General features: G+C 72.0%; 20 protein-coding genes. 6 read left to right on the top strand and 14 right to left on the bottom strand.

Annotation, left to right across the window (positions count from 1 at the left end; translation table 11 throughout):
• Nucleotides 1-21: 21 nt before the first annotated feature.
• Nucleotides 22-552: a hypothetical protein gene (locus AOQ53_RS39560; RefSeq protein ID WP_059424888.1), complete on the top strand. Its 531-nt coding sequence runs from the start codon at nucleotides 22-24 to the stop codon at nucleotides 550-552.
• On the opposite strand, the gene AOQ53_RS39555 is transcribed toward AOQ53_RS39560, so the two are convergent.
• From AOQ53_RS39555 to tsaB, 4 genes are read right to left on the bottom strand one after another with little or no spacing between them, the layout of a single operon-like run.
• Nucleotides 503-760, bottom strand: a complete 258-nt coding sequence (locus AOQ53_RS39555; RefSeq protein WP_059424887.1) for a hypothetical protein — start codon at nucleotides 758-760, stop codon at nucleotides 503-505. The genes AOQ53_RS39560 and AOQ53_RS39555 overlap by 50 nt on opposite strands.
• On the bottom strand, nucleotides 757-1,863 hold the full coding sequence (tsaD, locus tag AOQ53_RS39550; protein ID WP_059424885.1) for a tRNA (adenosine(37)-N6)-threonylcarbamoyltransferase complex transferase subunit TsaD: 1,107 nt from the start codon (nucleotides 1,861-1,863) through the stop codon (nucleotides 757-759). The genes AOQ53_RS39555 and tsaD overlap by 4 nt, the downstream gene beginning before the upstream one ends.
• Complete coding sequence (gene rimI / locus AOQ53_RS39545) at nucleotides 1,856-2,353, bottom strand: ribosomal protein S18-alanine N-acetyltransferase (protein WP_059425042.1); 498 nt, start codon at nucleotides 2,351-2,353, stop codon at nucleotides 1,856-1,858. The genes tsaD and rimI overlap by 8 nt, the downstream gene beginning before the upstream one ends.
• A 29-nt stretch (nucleotides 2,354-2,382) precedes the next feature.
• Nucleotides 2,383-3,036 carry a tRNA (adenosine(37)-N6)-threonylcarbamoyltransferase complex dimerization subunit type 1 TsaB gene (gene tsaB / locus AOQ53_RS39540; protein ID WP_059424884.1) on the bottom strand — a complete coding sequence of 218 codons (654 nt, stop codon included), beginning with the start codon at nucleotides 3,034-3,036 and terminating at the stop codon, nucleotides 2,383-2,385.
• Between the two features lie 137 nt (nucleotides 3,037-3,173).
• On the opposite strand from tsaB, the gene AOQ53_RS39535 reads away from it, so the two are divergent.
• Entirely contained in the window at nucleotides 3,174-3,731 is a 558-nt protein-coding gene (locus tag AOQ53_RS39535) for a hypothetical protein (RefSeq protein ID WP_059424883.1), read from the top strand.
• A 301-nt stretch (nucleotides 3,732-4,032) separates the two neighbouring features.
• On the opposite strand, the gene AOQ53_RS39530 is transcribed toward AOQ53_RS39535, so the two are convergent.
• The 5 genes from AOQ53_RS39530 to AOQ53_RS39510 all read right to left on the bottom strand — a co-directional run bounded on the left by AOQ53_RS39530 (nucleotide 4,033) and on the right by AOQ53_RS39510 (nucleotide 9,099).
• Entirely contained in the window at nucleotides 4,033-4,218 is a 186-nt protein-coding gene (locus tag AOQ53_RS39530) for a hypothetical protein (protein ID WP_059424882.1), read from the bottom strand.
• 142 nt (nucleotides 4,219-4,360) lie between these two features.
• Nucleotides 4,361-4,882, bottom strand: a complete 522-nt coding sequence (gene tsaE, locus AOQ53_RS39525) for a tRNA (adenosine(37)-N6)-threonylcarbamoyltransferase complex ATPase subunit type 1 TsaE (RefSeq protein ID WP_059424880.1) — start codon at nucleotides 4,880-4,882, stop codon at nucleotides 4,361-4,363.
• Entirely contained in the window at nucleotides 4,848-6,107 is a 1,260-nt protein-coding gene (locus AOQ53_RS39520; protein WP_059424879.1) for an alpha/beta fold hydrolase, read from the bottom strand. The genes tsaE and AOQ53_RS39520 overlap by 35 nt, the downstream gene beginning before the upstream one ends.
• A 98-nt stretch (nucleotides 6,108-6,205) precedes the next feature.
• Nucleotides 6,206-7,375 carry an alanine racemase gene (alr, locus tag AOQ53_RS39515; protein ID WP_059424878.1) on the bottom strand — a complete coding sequence of 390 codons (1,170 nt, stop codon included), beginning with the start codon at nucleotides 7,373-7,375 and terminating at the stop codon, nucleotides 6,206-6,208.
• A gap of 263 nt (nucleotides 7,376-7,638) precedes the next feature.
• A complete protein-coding gene (locus AOQ53_RS39510) occupies nucleotides 7,639-9,099 on the bottom strand; it encodes a bifunctional ADP-dependent NAD(P)H-hydrate dehydratase/NAD(P)H-hydrate epimerase (RefSeq protein WP_059425041.1) in 1,461 nt (486 codons plus the stop codon).
• Nucleotides 9,100-9,259: 160 nt separating this feature from the next.
• On the opposite strand from AOQ53_RS39510, the gene AOQ53_RS39505 reads away from it, so the two are divergent.
• Entirely contained in the window at nucleotides 9,260-10,414 is a 1,155-nt protein-coding gene (locus AOQ53_RS39505) for a hypothetical protein (RefSeq protein WP_059424877.1), read from the top strand.
• Nucleotides 10,415-10,440: 26 nt separating this feature from the next.
• Here AOQ53_RS39505 and AOQ53_RS39500 read toward each other — a convergent pair whose 3' ends face one another.
• Nucleotides 10,441-11,445, bottom strand: a complete 1,005-nt coding sequence (locus AOQ53_RS39500) for a BtrH N-terminal domain-containing protein (protein ID WP_059424875.1) — start codon at nucleotides 11,443-11,445, stop codon at nucleotides 10,441-10,443.
• Between the two features lie 66 nt (nucleotides 11,446-11,511).
• Between AOQ53_RS39500 and AOQ53_RS39495 the strand changes: the two genes are divergently transcribed.
• Nucleotides 11,512-11,784: a hypothetical protein gene (locus AOQ53_RS39495; protein ID WP_063889062.1), complete on the top strand. Its 273-nt coding sequence runs from the start codon at nucleotides 11,512-11,514 to the stop codon at nucleotides 11,782-11,784.
• Between the two features lie 15 nt (nucleotides 11,785-11,799).
• On the opposite strand, the gene AOQ53_RS39490 is transcribed toward AOQ53_RS39495, so the two are convergent.
• A complete protein-coding gene (locus tag AOQ53_RS39490) occupies nucleotides 11,800-12,171 on the bottom strand; it encodes a holo-ACP synthase (RefSeq protein WP_059424872.1) in 372 nt (123 codons plus the stop codon).
• Between the two features lie 119 nt (nucleotides 12,172-12,290).
• Between AOQ53_RS39490 and AOQ53_RS39485 the strand changes: the two genes are divergently transcribed.
• Nucleotides 12,291-12,956, top strand: a complete 666-nt coding sequence (locus tag AOQ53_RS39485; RefSeq protein WP_236711966.1) for an ankyrin repeat domain-containing protein — start codon at nucleotides 12,291-12,293, stop codon at nucleotides 12,954-12,956.
• A gap of 92 nt (nucleotides 12,957-13,048) precedes the next feature.
• A complete protein-coding gene (locus AOQ53_RS39480; RefSeq protein ID WP_059424870.1) occupies nucleotides 13,049-13,396 on the top strand; it encodes a hypothetical protein in 348 nt (115 codons plus the stop codon).
• Between the two features lie 79 nt (nucleotides 13,397-13,475).
• Here the strand turns inward: AOQ53_RS39480 and glmS are convergent, their stop codons facing one another.
• The 3 genes from glmS to AOQ53_RS39465 all read right to left on the bottom strand — a co-directional run bounded on the left by glmS (nucleotide 13,476) and on the right by AOQ53_RS39465 (nucleotide 17,239).
• Entirely contained in the window at nucleotides 13,476-15,323 is a 1,848-nt protein-coding gene (gene glmS / locus AOQ53_RS39475; protein WP_059424868.1) for a glutamine--fructose-6-phosphate transaminase (isomerizing), read from the bottom strand.
• 96 nt (nucleotides 15,324-15,419) lie between these two features.
• Entirely contained in the window at nucleotides 15,420-16,229 is an 810-nt protein-coding gene (locus tag AOQ53_RS39470) for an ABC transporter permease (protein ID WP_059424866.1), read from the bottom strand.
• Entirely contained in the window at nucleotides 16,226-17,239 is a 1,014-nt protein-coding gene (locus AOQ53_RS39465; protein ID WP_059424865.1) for an ATP-binding cassette domain-containing protein, read from the bottom strand. The genes AOQ53_RS39470 and AOQ53_RS39465 overlap by 4 nt, the downstream gene beginning before the upstream one ends.
• Nucleotides 17,240-17,320 lie beyond the last annotated feature (81 nt).

Here is a 17,320-nt window from a genome sequence, read left to right as displayed (position 1 = left end):
CCACGGGGGATGCGGGGACGCATGGACAGACTGGTGCACCACGAACTGCGGGCCGTCGTCTCGGCCCTGGCCGCCACGGCCGTCGCCCTGACGACCGTGGGCCTGGTCCGCGGCTTCTCCCCGCCGTCCGAACCCGGGCGGCTGGGGCTGTACGTCGCCGCCGTGCTCGCCTCCATCGTGGTGTGGACGCTCCTCAAGGCCACCCGGATCAAGTGGTTCAGCGAGGTGCGGGACTTCGAGAAGGCGGTCCCCGTCGAGGAGACCGGCACGGTCCTGCCCACCGAGCGCTTCCTGCACGACCAGCCGTTCAGCCCGCGCCTCTTCGTGCTGTATCTGCTGTTCGCCGTGCCCCTGTCCCTGTGGGAACCGTGGGCGGCCACGCTGCTCCTGTGGTCGGCCCTGGACTGGCTGGGCCAGGCCGCCCTGGTCGCACGCTGGGAGCGCAGGCACGGCCTGCTGCTGTGGCGGGGCCACGTCGAGAGCAGGCCGTGGGAGCTCTCGGTCAGCCGGCGCCCACCGACTCGAACCGCCACCGGTGCACGGCCCGCGTGACCAACCCCCCGTCCGGCTCGGGCAGTTCCGGCAGCTCGGCCTCGTACGGAGCGTCCCACCAGGTGATGACGAGGACGCGGTCCTGGGGAGCGCGCAGGGTCTCCCGGCGCAGGGGTGCGCGGGGCAGCTCCTGCGCCCGTGCCCAGGCCAGCAGGTCCTCGCCCCGGCCGGGCACCGCCCGCGCCTCCCACATCAAGGCGACCGTCACGGGTAGAGGTTCTCCTTGCTGACCTCGTGCACATGGTCGTGGTCGTGCCGGTGGCCCGGCACGTGCGGCTCCGTCACCGGCAGCGAGGAGTCCGCCGACAGGTCCCAGCTCGACGCGGCGCGGTTGCGGGCCACCATCTCGGCGCCGAGCGCTGCGACCATCGCCCCGTTGTCCGTGCACAGCTTGGGCCGCGGCACCCGCAGCCGGATACCGGCCGCCTCGCAGCGCTCCTGGGCCAGGGCGCGCAGCCGGGAGTTGGCGGCCACACCGCCGCCGATCATCAGGTGGTCGACGCCCTCGTCCTTGCAGGCCCGGACGGCCTTGCGGGTCAGCACGTCCACGACCGCCTCCTGGAAGGAGGCCGCCACGTCCCGCACCGGGACCCCCTCCCCCGCCGCCCGCTTCGCCTCGATCCAGCGCGCCACGGCCGTCTTCAGCCCGGAGAAGGAGAAGTCGTAGGCCGGGTCGCGCGGACCGGTCAGCCCGCGCGGGAAGGCGATCGCGTCCGGGTCGCCCTCGCGTGCGTACCGGTCGATGACCGGGCCGCCCGGGAAGCCCAGGTTCAGCACACGGGCGATCTTGTCGAAGGCCTCACCGGCCGCGTCGTCGATGGTCGCGCCCATCGGGCGGACGTCGGAGGTGATGTCCGAGGACAGCAGCAGCGAGGAGTGGCCGCCGGACACCAGCAGGGCCATGGTCGGCTCGGGCAGCGCGCCGTGCTCCAGCTGGTCGACGCAGATGTGCGAGGCGAGGTGGTTGACGCCGTACAGGGGCTTGCCGAGGGCGTACGCGTACGCCTTCGCCGCCGAGACGCCGACCAGCAGGGCACCGGCGAGGCCGGGACCGGCGGTGACGGCGATGCCGTCGAGGTCGCGGGCGCTGACTCCCGCCTCCTTCAGCGCGCGGTCGATGGTCGGGACCATCGCCTCCAGGTGCGCCCGTGAGGCGACCTCGGGCACGACACCGCCGAACCGGGCGTGCTCGTCGACGCTGGAGGCGACGGCGTCGGCGAGCAGGGTGGTGCCGCGGACGATGCCGACGCCGGTCTCGTCGCAGGAGGTCTCGATGCCGAGAACGAGAGGCTCGTCGCGTGAGTCAGTCATTGGTCTGGGTTCCTTGTACGGGAGTCGAACCCGCGGCGGAGCCGCTGTCGGGTTTCGTGGTCAGTCGCATCACCAGGGCGTCCACGTTCCCCGGCTGGTAGTAGCCGCGCCTGAAGCCGATGGCCTCGAAGCCGAAGCGCTCGTACAGCTTCTGCGCGCGGACGTTGTCCACCCGGCACTCCAGCATCACTTCGGCGCACTCGAGGGCGGTCGCGGCCCGCAGCAGTTCGGTGAGGAGCCGGCCTCCCAGCCCCGTTCCCCAGTACTCCCGGGTGACGGCGATGGTCTGGATGTCGGCCTGCTCTCCGGAGGAGGCGACACCGGCGTACCCGACGATCCGTTCCCCCTCCTCGGCCACGAGGTACTTCCGGCTCGCCTCCGGCCCGCGCGCATGGGCCAGCTCGGACCAGAACATGCCCCGCGACCAGGCGTCGTCGGGGAACAGGTCCCGCTCCAGATCCAGCACGGGGTCGATGTCCCACCAGCGCATCTCGCGCAGCACACACGTCTCGGACTCGGTCACTTGGGCGTGACCACCTTGTAGTTCTTGGGGACCTGGGCGTCGGGTCGGCGCAGGTACAGCGGCCGGGGTGCGGGAAGTTCCTCGCCCGCCGCCAGCCTCTCCGCGGCCAGCCGGGCGAGCGCGGCGGCGGACACGTGCTCGGGCTCGTGCGCCTGGGGGAAGGTGTCCGGGTACAGCAGCGCGCCCGCGCCGACCGCGGGCAGTCCGGCGACCTGTTCGGCGATGTCGGCGGGCCGGTCGACGGCCGGGTCGGTGACGCGGGTGCGGGAGTCGGCGTAGCGCGCCCAGTACACCTCCTTGCGGCGGGCGTCGGTCGCCACGACGAACGGGCCCTCGAGGTCGGCGGCGCAGGCGAGGCCGTCCAGCGTGCACACGCCGTGCACGGGGACGCCGAGCGCGAGCCCGAAGGTCTCGGCGGTCATCAGACCGACGCGCAGCCCGGTGTACGGGCCCGGCCCGATACCGGCGACGACCCCGGTGACGGCGTCGAGCTTCAGACCGGCCTCGGCGAGCACCCGGTCGATCGCCGGCAGCAGCAGTTCCCCGTGCCGGCGCGCGTCCACCTGACTCGACGAGGCGATGACGTCCCGGCCGTCGTGCAGCGCGACGGTGACGGCGGGTGTGGCGGTATCCAGAGCGAGCAAGAGCACGCAAACAGCCTACGGCTCCCCGGGGCCCGTGTCGGACGTACCTGTCGGGCCGTCACCTGCTGCTACCGTCACCTACCGTCACGGAGCGGCATACGCACCGTGCGGGACAGGGACGTACGACACGGAGGTGGGCGCCGGTGGCACTCAGCAGCTCGGGGATCGTGGCCGGGCTCACCGCCGCGGCCCTCGCGACGGTCGGCTACCTCGCCCACCAGGCGTCACAGACTCTCCCGGCCGGCCTGGGCAGGTCACAGGCGAGCGCCGCACCGGCGGTCGGCGTCTCGAAGGCGCCGCCCCGGGCCAGGAAGGACCCCGCCGCGCCGCCCGACGGCTCCGGCAAGGGCGCACGGGTCGTGTACTCCCTGCGCGGCGACCGGGTGTGGCTGGTCGGCGAGGACGAGACGGTCACCCGCACGTTCGAAGTCGACCCGAGCACGGTGGACCCGGCCCCGGGCAGCTACGCGGTCACGTCCCGCTCGAACGCGGTCACCGGCTCCGACGGCGTCCCCGTCGAGCACGTCGTGCGCTTCACCAGCGTGGACGGCGTGGTCATCGGCTTCAGCGCGGCCGTGGACGACTCGACCGCCGCACCGGCCCCGAAGGTACGCACGGGCGGCATCCGCGAGTCACGCGAGGACGGCGAGGCGATGTGGACCTTCGCGACGATCGGCCGCAAGGTCGTGGTCGTCCGCTAGGCCGCTGGGCCGCTGGGCCGCAAGGTCATGATCGTCCGCTGGACCGCGATCATCGGCTAGGCCGCCGGACCACAAGCCCGCAACCTTCCGCCGGACCACAAGGCCGTGGTCATCCGCAAGGCCACAATCACCGGCTAGGCCGCCGGACCACAAGCCCGCAACCTTCCGCCGGACCACAAGGCCGTGGTCATCCGCAAGGCCGCCAGGCCGCCAGGCCGCCAGGCCGCCAGGCCACCGGGCCGCAAGGCCGCGATCATCGCTAGGCCGCCGGAGCACAAGGCCCCGACCGTCCGCTGGGCCGCTAGGCCGCTTCGCGGTGGTCCGCCACCGGCTCGACCGGCCCGACCGGCTCGGCGAACCCCGGCTCGGGAGCCCGCGGTGGCGTGGAGATCAGCGCCGCCGCCTCGCCCGCCGCCAGAAGGTCCCGCATGGACACCCCGGCGACCGCGAACGGCAGCGGCTGCCCCTTGCTCTCTGTAGCCGACATGGACGCCTCCCGAAGGCCGGGCGGACGTAGTTAGGTTCACCTAACTACGGACTGGATACCATGTGACCACGCACAAGACGCCGAACGCAACATTTTGCCGACGCCTTGTCGGAACGTTCATCAAAACACCACGCGCCAGGAGCTACGCCGCCAGCACGCTCAGGTCCGCCGAAGCCCAGCGTTCCCCCACACCGGTGATCGTCATCTGCCGGACCTCGTCGGTCGTGTCGCCCACCGCGCGGTGGATGACCACCTGGAGCCGGTCCTCGGTCAGCTCCTCGACCTTGCCCTCGCCCCACTCCACGACGACCACGGACTCGGGCAGCGAGACGTCGAGATCGAGGTCCTCCATCTCGTCCAGCCCGCCGGACAGCCGGTACGCGTCGACATGGACCAGCGGCGGCCCGTCGACCAGCGACGGATGCACCCGGGCGATCACGAACGTCGGCGAGGTGACGGCCCCGCGCACGCCGAGCCCCTCGCCCAGTCCACGCGTCAGTGTCGTCTTGCCCGCCCCGAGCTCTCCGCTGAGCATCACCAGGTCACCCGCGCGCAGCAGTTTCGCGAGCCGGCGGCCCAGCTCCCGCATCTGCTCGGGGGACGTGACGACGATCTGGACGGATCCGGACTCAGCCGGGTTGTGCGGTGCTGCTGGTGCTTCCATAACCCTTCACGGTAGCTCCTGCGGGCACGGCACCCGTGCGGGTGAGCAGGTCGGCGAGGCGGTCGGTGACCACTTCCGGGTGTTCCAGCATCACAAGGTGGCCCGCGTCCGGGACCAGCACGAGCTCGGCGTCCGGCAGCAGATCGGCGATGGCCTCGCTGTGCTCACTCGGCGTGACCAGATCCTGCACCCCGGCCAGGACGAGGACCGGCATGTCGGCGAAGTGGGCGAGCGCCTCGGTCTTGTCGTGGTCGTTGAACGCCGGGTAGTACTCGGCGACCACGTCGATGGGCGTGCTCTCGATCATCCGCTCGGCGAACCGGGCGATGGCCGGGTCGACGTCCCGGGAGGCGAACGAGTACCGCTTGATGATCCCGGCGAACAGGTCCGCGGTGGCCCGGCGCCCCTTCTCCACCAGGTCGGCCCGCTGCCCCATCGCCTTCAGCACGCCGGGCAGCACCCGCCGCACCACGTTGACGCCGGCCACCGGAAGCCCGTAGTTGACCTCGCCGAGCCGCCCCGACGACGTCCCCACGAAGGCCACTCCGGCGACCCGCTCCCGGACCAGCTCGGGGTACTGGTCGGCCAGCGCCATCACCGTCATGCCGCCCATCGAGTGCCCGACCAGCACGATCGGCCCCTCGGGCGCGGCCGCGTCGATGACGGCCTTGAGGTCGCGGCCCAGCTGCTCGATGGTGACCGGCTCGTCCCGGCCCTGGGCCACGCCCCGCCCGGACCGGCCGTGGCTGCGCTGGTCCCAGTGGACGGTCCGTACGACGCCTCTGAGTGCCGCCCGCTGGAAGTGCCAGGAGTCCTGGTTGAGGCAGTAGCCGTGGCTGAAGACGACGGTGACGGGGGCCGGGGCCTTGCGGCCGAAGAGCCGGCGGCGGCGCGGGCCGAGGGCGGCGGGGGCGGCCTCCGGGTCGACGTCGTCGACCTCGTAGTACAGCTCCGTGCCGTCGTCGGCGAACGCCTTGCCCGGCATGCCGCGCAGCGAGCCGTAGGGTCCCGCGGAGTCGAGGGCGAGCCGGGCCTTCTGGCGCATGCCCCGGCCGACCGTCATCCGCTCCAGGGCGACACCGGCGGCCGCGCCCGCGGCCACCACGCCTATCGCGACACCGGCGATGCCGGTCGCCCGGCGCCAGCCTCCCGCCGCCCCCGCGGCGGAGGCCGCGACGGCCGCGGTGGCGGCGTTCGCGACGACCTCCGCGCTGCTCTCGCTCACGTACCGCTCCTCTTCGCCGGGGTACTGCTGTGGATGCTTGTGGTGCTGGTGTTGCCAGGGTGCCTGAGGTTCTTCGGGTGACCGGTCCTCTGTGCGAGTTACCCGTCCTGTTCCTCATTCACATAGACGCGAGGAACGCGCGTTCCGATCCGGGTCACGATCTCGTAGGCGATGGTTCCGGCCGCCTGGGCCCAGTCCTCGGCGGTGGGCTCGCCGCGGTCCCCGGGTCCGAAGAGCACCGCCTCGGCGCCCGGCGCGGGCTCGTCGCCGCCCAGGTCGACCACGAACTGGTCCATGGCGACCCGCCCCGCGATCGTGCGCCACTTGCCCTCGACCAGGACCGGCCCGGCCGAGGAGGCGTGCCGCGGGATGCCGTCGGCGTAGCCCAGCGGGACGAGGCCGAGAGTGGTCTCGCCGGGCGTCACGTACCGGTGGCCGTAGCTGACGCCGTGCCCGCCCGGCACGTGCTTGACCAGGGCGAGCGAGGCGGACAGCGTCATCACCGGGCGCAGTCCGAAGTCGGCCGGGGTGCCGAGCTCGGGGCTGGGTGAGATGCCGTAGGTGGCGATGCCGGCCCGGACCAGGTCGAAATGGCTGTCGGGGAGCGTGAGCGTGGCCGGCGAGTTGGCGATGTGCCGGACCTCGGGGCGGGCGCCCTGCTCCTCGGCGTACGCGACCATCTCCCGGAAGCGGCCGAGCTGGGCGGCGATGGAGGGATGGCCGGGTTCGTCGGCACAGGCGAAGTGCGACCAGAGCCCCGTGACGCGCAGGAGCCCCTCGGCCTCGGCGCGCAGCGCCTCCCGGACCAGCCCGGCCCAGTCGTCCCCGGGCTGGCAGCCGCCCCGCCCGAGCCCTGTGTCGGCTTTGAGCTGCACCCGGGCGGGCCGCCCGGCGAGCCGGGCCGCCTCGGTGACCTCGGCCAGGGCCCACATCCCGCTGACGGACACGTCGAGGTCCGCCTCGATCGCCTCGCGCCAGGGTCCGCCGGGCGTCCACAGCCAGCACATGACGCGGCCCGGCAGCCCGGCGGCCCGCAGGGCGAGGGCCTCCTCGGGTGTCGCCGTGCCCAGCCAGTCCGCCCCGGCGGCGACGGCCGCGCGGGCACACGGCACAGCCCCGTGGCCGTACGCCTCGGACTTCACGACGGCCATCAGGGCCGCGCCCGGCGCGTGGGCACGCAGCGCCCGCACATTGGCCCGCAGGGCGGCCAGGTCGATCTCCGCGCGGGCGCGCAGGGGCGCGGTCCGCTGGGCTGTTCTCTCGCTCATCGCGCCCAGTGTCTCAGAGGGGCCCGACACGCCCGAGGCAGCGGCCCCCGCCGGCGGCTGCCAGGGCCTGTCGTTTGGACCAGGTCGCAGGAAAACGACGGTGCTCTTCAGCGCCGGTGAGCGGGGCCTGGTGCGTGCAGCCGCAAGGCGGAGGAGGGAGTCAACCCCCGGACCCGGGACGGGAAGGAGTGGAGGGGGCGACCCACCTCCACGGCAGCCCCCACCCACCCCCTCCGTCTCACTCAGCGGAGAACATCCGCCACTCAGCCCAGAACATTCCGCCAGGCCTCCGGAACCGCCTCCGCCACGTCATGCGCCCCCACCGGCGCCCCGTCCGCCGCCAGCCTCCCGGCCAGCCCGTGCACATACGCCCCCACACTCCCCGCGTCCACCGCGGAAAGCCCCGCCGCCAGCAGCGAGCCCGCCAGCCCCGACAGCACGTCCCCGCTACCCGCCGTGGCCAGCCAGGACGTCCCCGTCGGATTGACCCGCACCGCACCGCCCCCCGAGTCGGTGACCAACGTCGTGGACCCCTTCAACAACACGGTCGCCCCGTACCGCCCGGCCAGCTCCCGCGCCGCCGCCAGCCGTCCGCCTTCGACCTCCGCCCGGTCGACCCCGAGCAGCGCCGCCGCCTCCCCGGCATGCGGCGTCATCAGGGTCGGCGCCCGCCGCGCCCGTACGACCCCCGCCTCGGCCAACCGCAGCCCGTCCGCGTCGACCAGCACCGGGACGTCCGCCGCCAGCACCTCCCCGACCGTCGCCGCGTCGTCCCCGGCCCCCGGCCCGACGACCCACGCCTGTACCCGCCCGGCGTGCTTCGGCCCCTGGTCCGACACGAGCGTCTCGGGGAACCGCGTGAGGACGGCGTCACCGGCCGGCCCGACGTACCGCACGGCCCCGGCCCCGCCCCGCAGTGCCCCGGCGACGGCGAGGACGGCGGCTCCGGGGTAGCGCGCGGACCCGGCGGCGATGCCGACGACACCCCGCCGGTACTTGTCGCTCTCGGCCCGCGGCACCGGCAGCAACCGCGCCACGTCCGCGTGCTGCAACGCCTCCAGCTCCGGCTCGGTCGGCAGCTCCAGCCCGATGCCGACCAGCCGCACCGACCCCGCGTACTCCCGGGCCGGATCGATCAGCAGCCCGGGCTTGTGCGTCCCGAACGTCACCGTCAGGTCGGCCCGGACCGCGACGCCGCGCACCTCTCCGGTGTCAGCGTCGACCCCGCTCGGCAGATCGACGGCGACCACGGCGCCCCGCGACCGCTCGGCGGCGGCGGCCAACGGCACCGCGTCCGGCCGCAGCCCGCCCTTCCCACCGATCCCGACGATCCCGTCGACGACGAGATCCGCCCGCTCGACCAGCTCCTCGACGCCCTGCGCGGCGCCGCCGGCACCTTCGGCCATACCGGCGCTCACGGCCCGCCCCCCGGCCCGGCGCAGCGCCGCGAGTCCCCCGGTATGAGCCCGCTCCGGCGCGAGCAAGAGCGCCGTGACACCGGCTCCGCGCCGGGCCAGCCGGGCTCCGGCGTACAGCGCGTCACCCCCGTTGTCCCCGCTCCCGACCAGCAGTACGACCCTGCTCCCGTACACCCGTCCCAGCAGGTCGGCGCAGGCCGCGGCGAGTCCGGCGGCGGCGCGTTGCATCAGCGCCCCCTCCGGCAGCCGCGCCATCAGCTCCCGTTCGGCGGTCCTGACCGTCTCCACGCTGTACGCACTACGCATGCGGTCGAGTTTCCCGTACGACCGCCCGGCCACTCCCCCGTATCTCACGCAACTCCGGACCGTGTCGCATCCATTGACGCTTTGCCTGCCCTTTGCCAGACTCACCGGCCGCGCAGAAAGCGCTTGCACACCCCCCACGTTCGACGAAACCGAGGCCCCCATGGGACGCAGAGCCGCATTCCTCGCCGCCGCCGGTGCCACCGCCGTCCTCACTGCCGCCGGCACCCTGACCGCCCCCGCCACCGCCGCCCCCACGCGAGCGACGGCCTGCGGAGACGGCTCCTTTCAGGCCGAGGCCGTACAGAACGGCAGCAACTGGACCGCCCGGCGCGGCGGCAGCACCGTCTACACCGGCACCGACATGCGCGCCGCCGTCCAGGCGGCCGTCAACAGCCTCACGTCGGGCCGCACCTCGAAGGAGCGGGTGGTGGTCCGCGGCTCGGGCTCGATCTCGGCGGGCTCACGCATCTCGCTCCCGAGCTACACCGTCCTCGACGTCTGCGGCACCATCAACGTCACCGGCAGCGGCTCCGGCGACCAGGCGCCGGTCTACTCCCGCGGCACCCGCGACGTCGAGGTCCAGAACCTCAAGCTCACCGGCACCCCGCTCTACGGCATCTTCATGCGCAACGTCCAGAACGTCGTGCTCGGCCAGATAGACATGCGCCTCTCCCGCGGCCTGGGCGTCCGCATCGACAACCGCGGCGACACCAGCCAGTGGACGCGCAACGTCCGCATCGACAACGTCTACGTCTCCGGCGCGTCCAGCCACGCCGTCGAGACCTACGGCGTCGACGGCATCACCATCGGCACGGTGACCGCCCGCAACGTCGGCGAGTCCGGCCTGCTGCTCAACCAGACCATCAACGCCAACGTCACCAAGGTGGACGCGGAGAACGCGGGCACGGGCACCGGCTACGCGGCCTTCCGCATGGCCAACCGCAATGGCCGGGTCGGCAGTGGCTACCCGACCAACATCCGGGTCGGCGAGGTCATCGCGCGCGGCGGCGGACGCGGGGTGTTCTGCGTGTCGGAGAGCGGCGGGGCGACGATCAACAAGGTGACGATCTCCAACACCGGCAACAACTCGGTCCTGATCGAGAACTGCTACAACGTCAACCTCGCGGCCCAGAGCGGCACGATCTCGGGCGGCGGCGAACTGCGCCTGGCCGCCCGCTCGGAGTTCCCGAACAACAAGGACATCACCATCCAGAACCTGACGGTCACCAACTCGGCCATCAGGGAGAGCCCGTGCGGCGAGAACACGACGTTCCGCAACATCACGCGGGTGAACAGCAGCCAGTCGATCTGCTGACGCCCGCGCCCGCGAAGCCCTCGCCCTCATCCGGCGGGGGCTTCAGCGCGCAGGCGGCTCAGCGCCTCCATGGCTTCGCGTTCGACGCACGCGATGTCGCGGAGGACGGTGCCTGCCCGCACGAGGTACTGCTCATCGCCCGACTCACCGGCGTTCGTGATGAGCGCGGCGACGTCCGTCCACAAGCCGGCCGCCTCCGAGTACAGCCTGTGGCCGGTGCGCAGATGGCCGCTGTCGACCAGCTGGGCGCATTCGGCGAGAAAGTCGCGGTAGAGGTTGCGGAACAGAGCACCGCCGGTGCCGGCCTTCTCCATGAGGAGGGCGGCCTGCGGCAGGTCCCGCTGGGGGGCGTCGGTGCGCTGGAGCCAGGCGGGTACGAGCTTCCCGGCCTTCTCGATGCCTCGGTGGCCGAGGTTGGCGATGGGCGGGTCGAGGAACGCGCCGGCGCATTCAGTGATGGCCGGAATGATCCGACTCTCCAGGGAGGGCGTCTTCCCGGCGGCGGTGAGCGTGAAGGACCGGTGCCTGGCGGTCATCGGTCCGCGCGCGGCCCTGGCCCGGGCGAGGCTGTCCAGGCTCGTGGATACCGCTCCGCCCTGCTGGTCGGTGTCCACCAGGTAGGCGTCGTGCTCGTCGTAGCCGTACAGGGCGACGACGTGACCGCCGAAGTGCACCTTCGAGGTGAAGTAGTCCAGGTGGTGACTGTCGAGCTGAAGCCCGACGGGGCGGCCGGCGTCGACGGCGGCCGCCACGTGCTCCCATGCCTTGCGGGCGGAGCCGGTCTCCTGGACCGCGAGCTCCAGCCCCAGCCTGGCGGCCAGGTTCCTGGTGAGCTCGAAGGGCTTGACGCGCCCGCCGAGGAAGGGAAAGTCCATGTTCTTGCTGTCCCAGTAGATGAAGGACAGCCCGGACCCGAGGCCGAAGAGCATGGGCTCGGACAGATCGAGTCCCTGGTGCCGCAGCAACACCCCCAGAGCCGACGTCTCGCAGTGCTGCGTACCGCGAGGGTCCACGCCCTCCACCGTGGTCATGCCAAGCCCTCCGTCGCGCTACTATCGAGACGTATTTTGAACTCGTTCAAAAAGGGGGACCGAAACATGGCCGGATCACCCACACCCATGGAAACCGACACACCCGCCACCGCCCTGGGCCCCACGGCACTCGTCCTCGGCACCTTCTCCGCCGTGGGCACCTGGGCGTTCCTGATCCCCTGGACGGTGCTGGCCGGAGCGCTGGCCATCACGTTCGGCGTGATGGGCGTCCACCACGCCCGCCGGGGCACGGGCCGCATGTGGACCGCGGCGGCGGGCACCATCCTCGGCGCCGTGGGCTTCATCGGCACGGCCACGCTCCTGTGGTCCATGTCGTAGTCCCCCGGCCCCCTGTCACCCCTCCGCGATCACAACGGCCGAGGCGACACCGGCGTCATGGCTCAGGGACAGATGCCAGGACCGCACCCCGAGCTCGGCGGCCCGCGCCGCCACGGTCCCGGTCACCCGCAGCCAGGGCTGCCCACTGTCCTCGACACACACCTCGGCATCGGTCCACAGCAGCCCGGGCGGAGCCCCGAGCGCCTTGGCCAGGGCTTCCTTGGCGGCGAACCGGGCAGCCAGGGAGGCGACACCCCGGCGCTCCCCACTGGGCAGCAACAACTCCCGCTCCACGAACAGCCGCTCGGCCAGCGCGGGCGTTCGCTCCAGAGACGCCGCGAACCGCTCGATCTCGGCGACGTCGATCCCGACCCCGATGATGCTCATGCGCAGCACCCTACGGTGAGACTCGCGCCGCCTTCGGCCTCGACGGCGGTGACTAGCGCCCCGGCAGGCAACGTTCGCCCCGGGCAAACGTTGCCTGCCGGGGCACTAGCATGATCGGCATGGAATGGGACGGCCTCACCGACCGCGAGCGCTACGGGGACTGGTACCTGAAGGAGCGGGACCGGTTCTCGGACCTGGCCCGGGACGCAGACTGGGGCGGCCTGTTCGGGGAGCTGGTGAAGAATCCCGAGCGGGTCAATCTCGCCCGCCCCGGGAACCGCAGCGGGTTCGCCCCGCTGCACCAGGCCGCCTGGCACGGCGCCGCGATCGCGGTCGCCTCCCGGCTGATCGCGCACGGCGCCTGGCGCACGCAGCGCACCCGGGACGGACGGCGCCCGGTGGACATCGCGCGGGAGCGGGGTCACACGCATCTGCTGGAGCTCCTGGAGCCGGTCGCGGTGCGGCAACTCCCTGCTCCCTCCGAAGCGTTGGAGCGCCACTTCCACGCGATGCTGCGGGAGCGCACCGGCAGCTGCTTCGACGAGATCGAGCACCTCCTGCCACCGCTGTCCCCCCTGACGGAGGGCCTGGACGTGCGGATCTCCTTCCGGGTGGTCGGCATGATGGGCGGCTTCCACTACCGCCTCCACGCGGACATCGTGCACGTGCACGGCAGCTCGCGGATGGACGGCGACAACGGGGACTTCTACCACGTGACCCCCGACGGCTGGACCAAGCTCCCCTACAGCCCCAAGCCGCCGCCCCCCTGGACCTTCCCCTACTGAATTCCTGAACGTGAACTCCCCCTCCCCCTTGTACAGTTCGCGATGACCGCGATGAGCAACCGGCATCGCACACAACGGGAGGACGCAAGACCATGAAGTTCAAGTCGCTGGGAACGGCGGCCACTGCCGCGGCCCTCTTCGCCACGGCCCTCACCGGCACCGTCGCCGCCGCCGGCACCGCCGCCGCAGCCCCGCCGAAGGACTGCAGCAAGGCGATCGTCAACGTCAAGGCCAAGGAGACCGTCAAGGTCCGCACCTCGCCGAAGACGAGCGCCACCGCCCTCGGCATCTGGGGCAAGGGCGAGCGGGGCGGGATCTGCAACGACGGCAAGGCCTACAAGGGCGGCTCGTACACGGCCTGCGGCAAGAAGAGCAACATGTGGTACTACGGCGGCGACAAGGTGAACGGCTGGGTCCCCAAGACCTGCATCAACTGGTAGTCGCCCGACCAGCCGACCGACCAGTCGGCTGAGTGGCTGCTCAAGGGGCGAACGGCAACCCGCCGTTCGCCCCTTTTCCTCACTCCACCGTCACCGACTTCGCCAGGTTCCGAGGCTGATCCACCTCGTTCCCGCGAGCCGTCGCCAGCTCGCACGCGAACACCTGGAGCGGCACCGTGGCCACGAGCGGCTGGAGCAGCGTCGGCGTGACCGGCACCCGGATCAAGTGGTCCGCGTACGGCACCACCGCCTCGTCCCCCTCCTCCGCGATGACGATCGTCCGCGCCCCCCGCGCCCGGATCTCCTGGATGTTGGACACGATCTTGTCGTGCAGCACGGACCGCCCGCGCGGCGACGGCACCACGACGACCACCGGCAGGTCCTCCTCGATCAGGGCGATCGGCCCGTGCTTCAACTCCCCCGCCGCGAACCCCTCGGCGTGCATGTAGGCCAGCTCCTTGAGCTTCAGCGCGCCCTCCAGCGCCACCGGATACCCCACATGCCGGCCGAGGAACAGCACCGTGTTCTTCGAGGCGAGCGTGCGCGCCAGCTCCCGCACCGGCTCCATCGTGCCCAGGACCTGCTCCACCGCACCGGCGATCGAGGACAGGTCGCGAATCACCGCCCGGATCTCGTCGCCCCACTTGGTACCCCGCACCTGGCCCAGATAGAGGGCGACCAGATAGCAGGCGACGAGCTGTGTCAGGAACGCCTTGGTGGAGGCGACGGCCACCTCGGGACCGGCGTGCGTGTACAGCACCGCGTCCGACTCGCGCGGGATCGTCGAGCCGTTGGTGTTGCAGATCGCCAGCACCTTGGAGCCCTGCTCGCGGGCATGCCGCAGCGCCATGAGCGTGTCCATGGTCTCGCCGGACTGGGAGATGGCGATGACGAGGGTCTGCGCGTCCAGGATCGGGTCCCGGTACCGGAACTCACTGGCCAGTTCCACCTCGCACGGCAGGCGCGTCCAGTGCTCGATGGCGTACTTGGCGATCATCCCGGCGTGGAAGGCCGTACCGCACGCGACGATGACGACCTTGTCGATCTCCCGCAGCACCCCCGCGGGGATCCGCACCTCGTCCAGGGTCAGCGAACCGGAGCCGTCGATACGGCCCAGCAGCGTGTCGGCGACCGCCTTGGGCTGCTCGGCGATCTCCTTGAGCATGAAGTAGTCGTAGCCGCCCTTCTCCGCGGCCGACGTGTCCCAGTCGACGTGGTACGAGCGGACGTCGGCCGGGCGGCCGTCGAAGCCCGTCACCGTCACGCCGTCCCGGCGCAGCTCCACCACTTGGTCCTGTCCCAGCTCGATCGCCGACCGCGTGTGGGCGATGAACGCGGCGACGTCCGAGGCGAGAAAGGCCTCGCCCTCTCCGACGCCCACCACCAACGGCGAGTTCCGCCGCGCGCCCACCACCACGTCCGGCTCGTCGGCGTGCACCGCGACCAGCGTGAACGCGCCTTCCAGCCGTCGGCACACCAGCCGCATCGCCTCGGCGAGGTCCGCGCACGACGAGAACTCCTCGGCGAGCAGATGCGCGACGACCTCGGTGTCGGTCTCGGAGGCCAACTCGTGGCCCCGCACCTCCAGCTCGGCCCGCAGCAGGGCGAAGTTCTCGATGATGCCGTTGTGCACCACCGCGACCCGACCCGCGTTGTCGATGTGCGGGTGGGCGTTGGCATCCGTCGGTCCGCCGTGCGTGGCCCACCGGGTGTGTCCGATGCCCGTCGTGCCGGTCGGCAGCGGCCGGCCGTCCAGTTCCTTCTCCAGGTTGAGGAGCTTGCCGGCTTTCCTGGCCGCCGCCAGCCCGCCGTCGGCCAGCACGGCGACGCCCGCCGAGTCGTACCCCCGGTACTCCAGCCGCTTCAGCCCGGCCATCACGACCTCGAGCGCCGATTGCGGCCCCACGTATCCCACGATTCCACACATGGGCGGCAGCTTAGGGTCGATTCCCGCGCTGAACCGGTCGTAGCGTGCCCGAAATCGGAAATTCCCACCGGGGTACGAAGACCTGACCCCTCGATCTCACACCTTCGCCCGATAGGCCCTCATCGCCAGGGGATAGAACACCAGCGCGATACCCGCCGCCCACACCAGCGACCACAGCACCGGCTCCGCCACCGCCCCGCCGAGCAGCAGCCCGCGGAAGGCGTCGGACAGGTGCGTGACCGGGTTGACGTCGCTCCACGCCTGGAGCCAGCCCGGCATGGTGTCGACGACGACGAAGGCGCTGCTGGTGAAGGTGATCGGGAAGATGAGGGTGAAGGCGAACGCCTGCACCTTCTCCGCGTCACCGGCCAGCATCCCGATCAGTACCGCACTCCATGACACGGCCGCGGCGAACACCACCAGCAGCAGCACGCCGAGCAGGAACCCGCCGAACCCGCCGGTGATGCGGAAGCCGAGGGCCAGTCCGAGGCCGATCATCAGCAGCATGGCCCAGACGTGCTTCGCGAGGTCGGCGGTGATCCGCCCGATCAGCGGGGCGGAGCGCGCGATGGGCAGGCTGCGCAGCCGGTCGAAGACACCCTTGGTGAGGTCGGTGTTGAGCGCCATCGCCGTGTACATCGTCATGAACAGGGTGTTCTGCACGATGATCCCGGGCAGCGCGTACTTCAGATACGCGTCGGGCGATCCGGCCATCTGCCCGCCCAGCACGTAGGTGAACAGGAACACGAACATGATCGGCGTGATGCTGTAGTCGACCAGTTCGAGCGGGTTGTGCTTGACGGCGACCAGACTCCGCCAGGCCATCGTGAAGGTCTGCCGCACTCCGGCGAGGGGCGGCACGCGGCCCGACGCGGTGACGGGCGCGGTGATGGTGGTGGCGGTCATGAGCGGCTCACCGCCTTCTCCAGCTCGCTCTCGTCCTCTTCCCGGACGGCTGCGCCGCCGTCCTGCTCGGGCTCGCCCGGTTCGGCGCGGTGGCCGGTGAGGGCGAGGAAGACCTCGTCGAGCGAGGAGCGGCGCAGAGCCAGCTCGCCCACCGCGATCCCCTCCCGGTCCAGGGCGCGCACGACGGCCGGCATCAGCTCGGGGTCCTTCACCGGCGCGGTGATCATCTCGCCCTCGATCCGGGCCTCCGGCCCGGCGGCCCCGGCCACCAGCGCGTGCGCCCGCGCGAGGTCCTGTCCGAGGATCGGCCGGAGCTCCAGCACCTGGCCGCCGACCTGGGCCTTCAGCCGGTCCGGCGTACCCTCGGCGATCACCCGGCCCTTGTCGATCACCACGATCTCGTCGGCGAGCACATCGGCCTCGTTCAGATACTGCGTGGTCAGCAGCGCGGTCGCACCGTCCGCGACCAGGCCGCGCAGCATGTCCCACAGCTCACCACGGCTGTGCGGGTCGAGGCCCGTGGTCGGCTCGTCGAGGAAGAGGATGCGGGGCCGCCCCACCAGGCTGGCCGCGAGGTCCAGCCGCCGGCGCATGCCTCCCGAGAACGTCTTCGCGGCCCGGCCGGCCGCGTGCGTCAGCTGAAAGCGCTCCAGCAGCTCCCCCGCCCGCGCCTTCGCCTCCCGCCTCGGCAGGCCCAGCAGCCGGCCGATGAGCAGCAGATTCTCCGCGCCGGTCAGGTTCTCGTCGACCGCCGCGTACTGCCCGGTCAGCCCGACCATGGCCCGCACGACCCCGGCCTCCCGGACCACGTCGTGGCCGGCCACCCGGGCCGTGCCCCCGTCCGGGCGCAGCAGCGTCGCGAAGATCCGCACCGCGGTCGTCTTGCCCGCACCGTTGGGGCCCAGCAGCCCGAGCACCGTGCCCTTGCGGGCCGCCAGATCGACACCGGCCAGTGCCTCGGTCTCCTTGAACCGTTTGACCAGACCTTCCGCCTCTATCGCATACGTCATGGGTCACCCCTCGGCGTTCCTGGACCCCGGCCTGGGCCCACCTCTCCCACAACTGTGACGCACGCCACTGACATTCCTCCC

The organism is Streptomyces azureus (assembly GCF_001270025.1).
GTDB classification, from domain to species: domain Bacteria; phylum Actinomycetota; class Actinomycetes; order Streptomycetales; family Streptomycetaceae; genus Streptomyces; species Streptomyces azureus.
The sequence above is the reverse complement of the archived record's forward strand: the minus strand, read 5'-3'. Positions and strand labels throughout refer to the sequence as shown.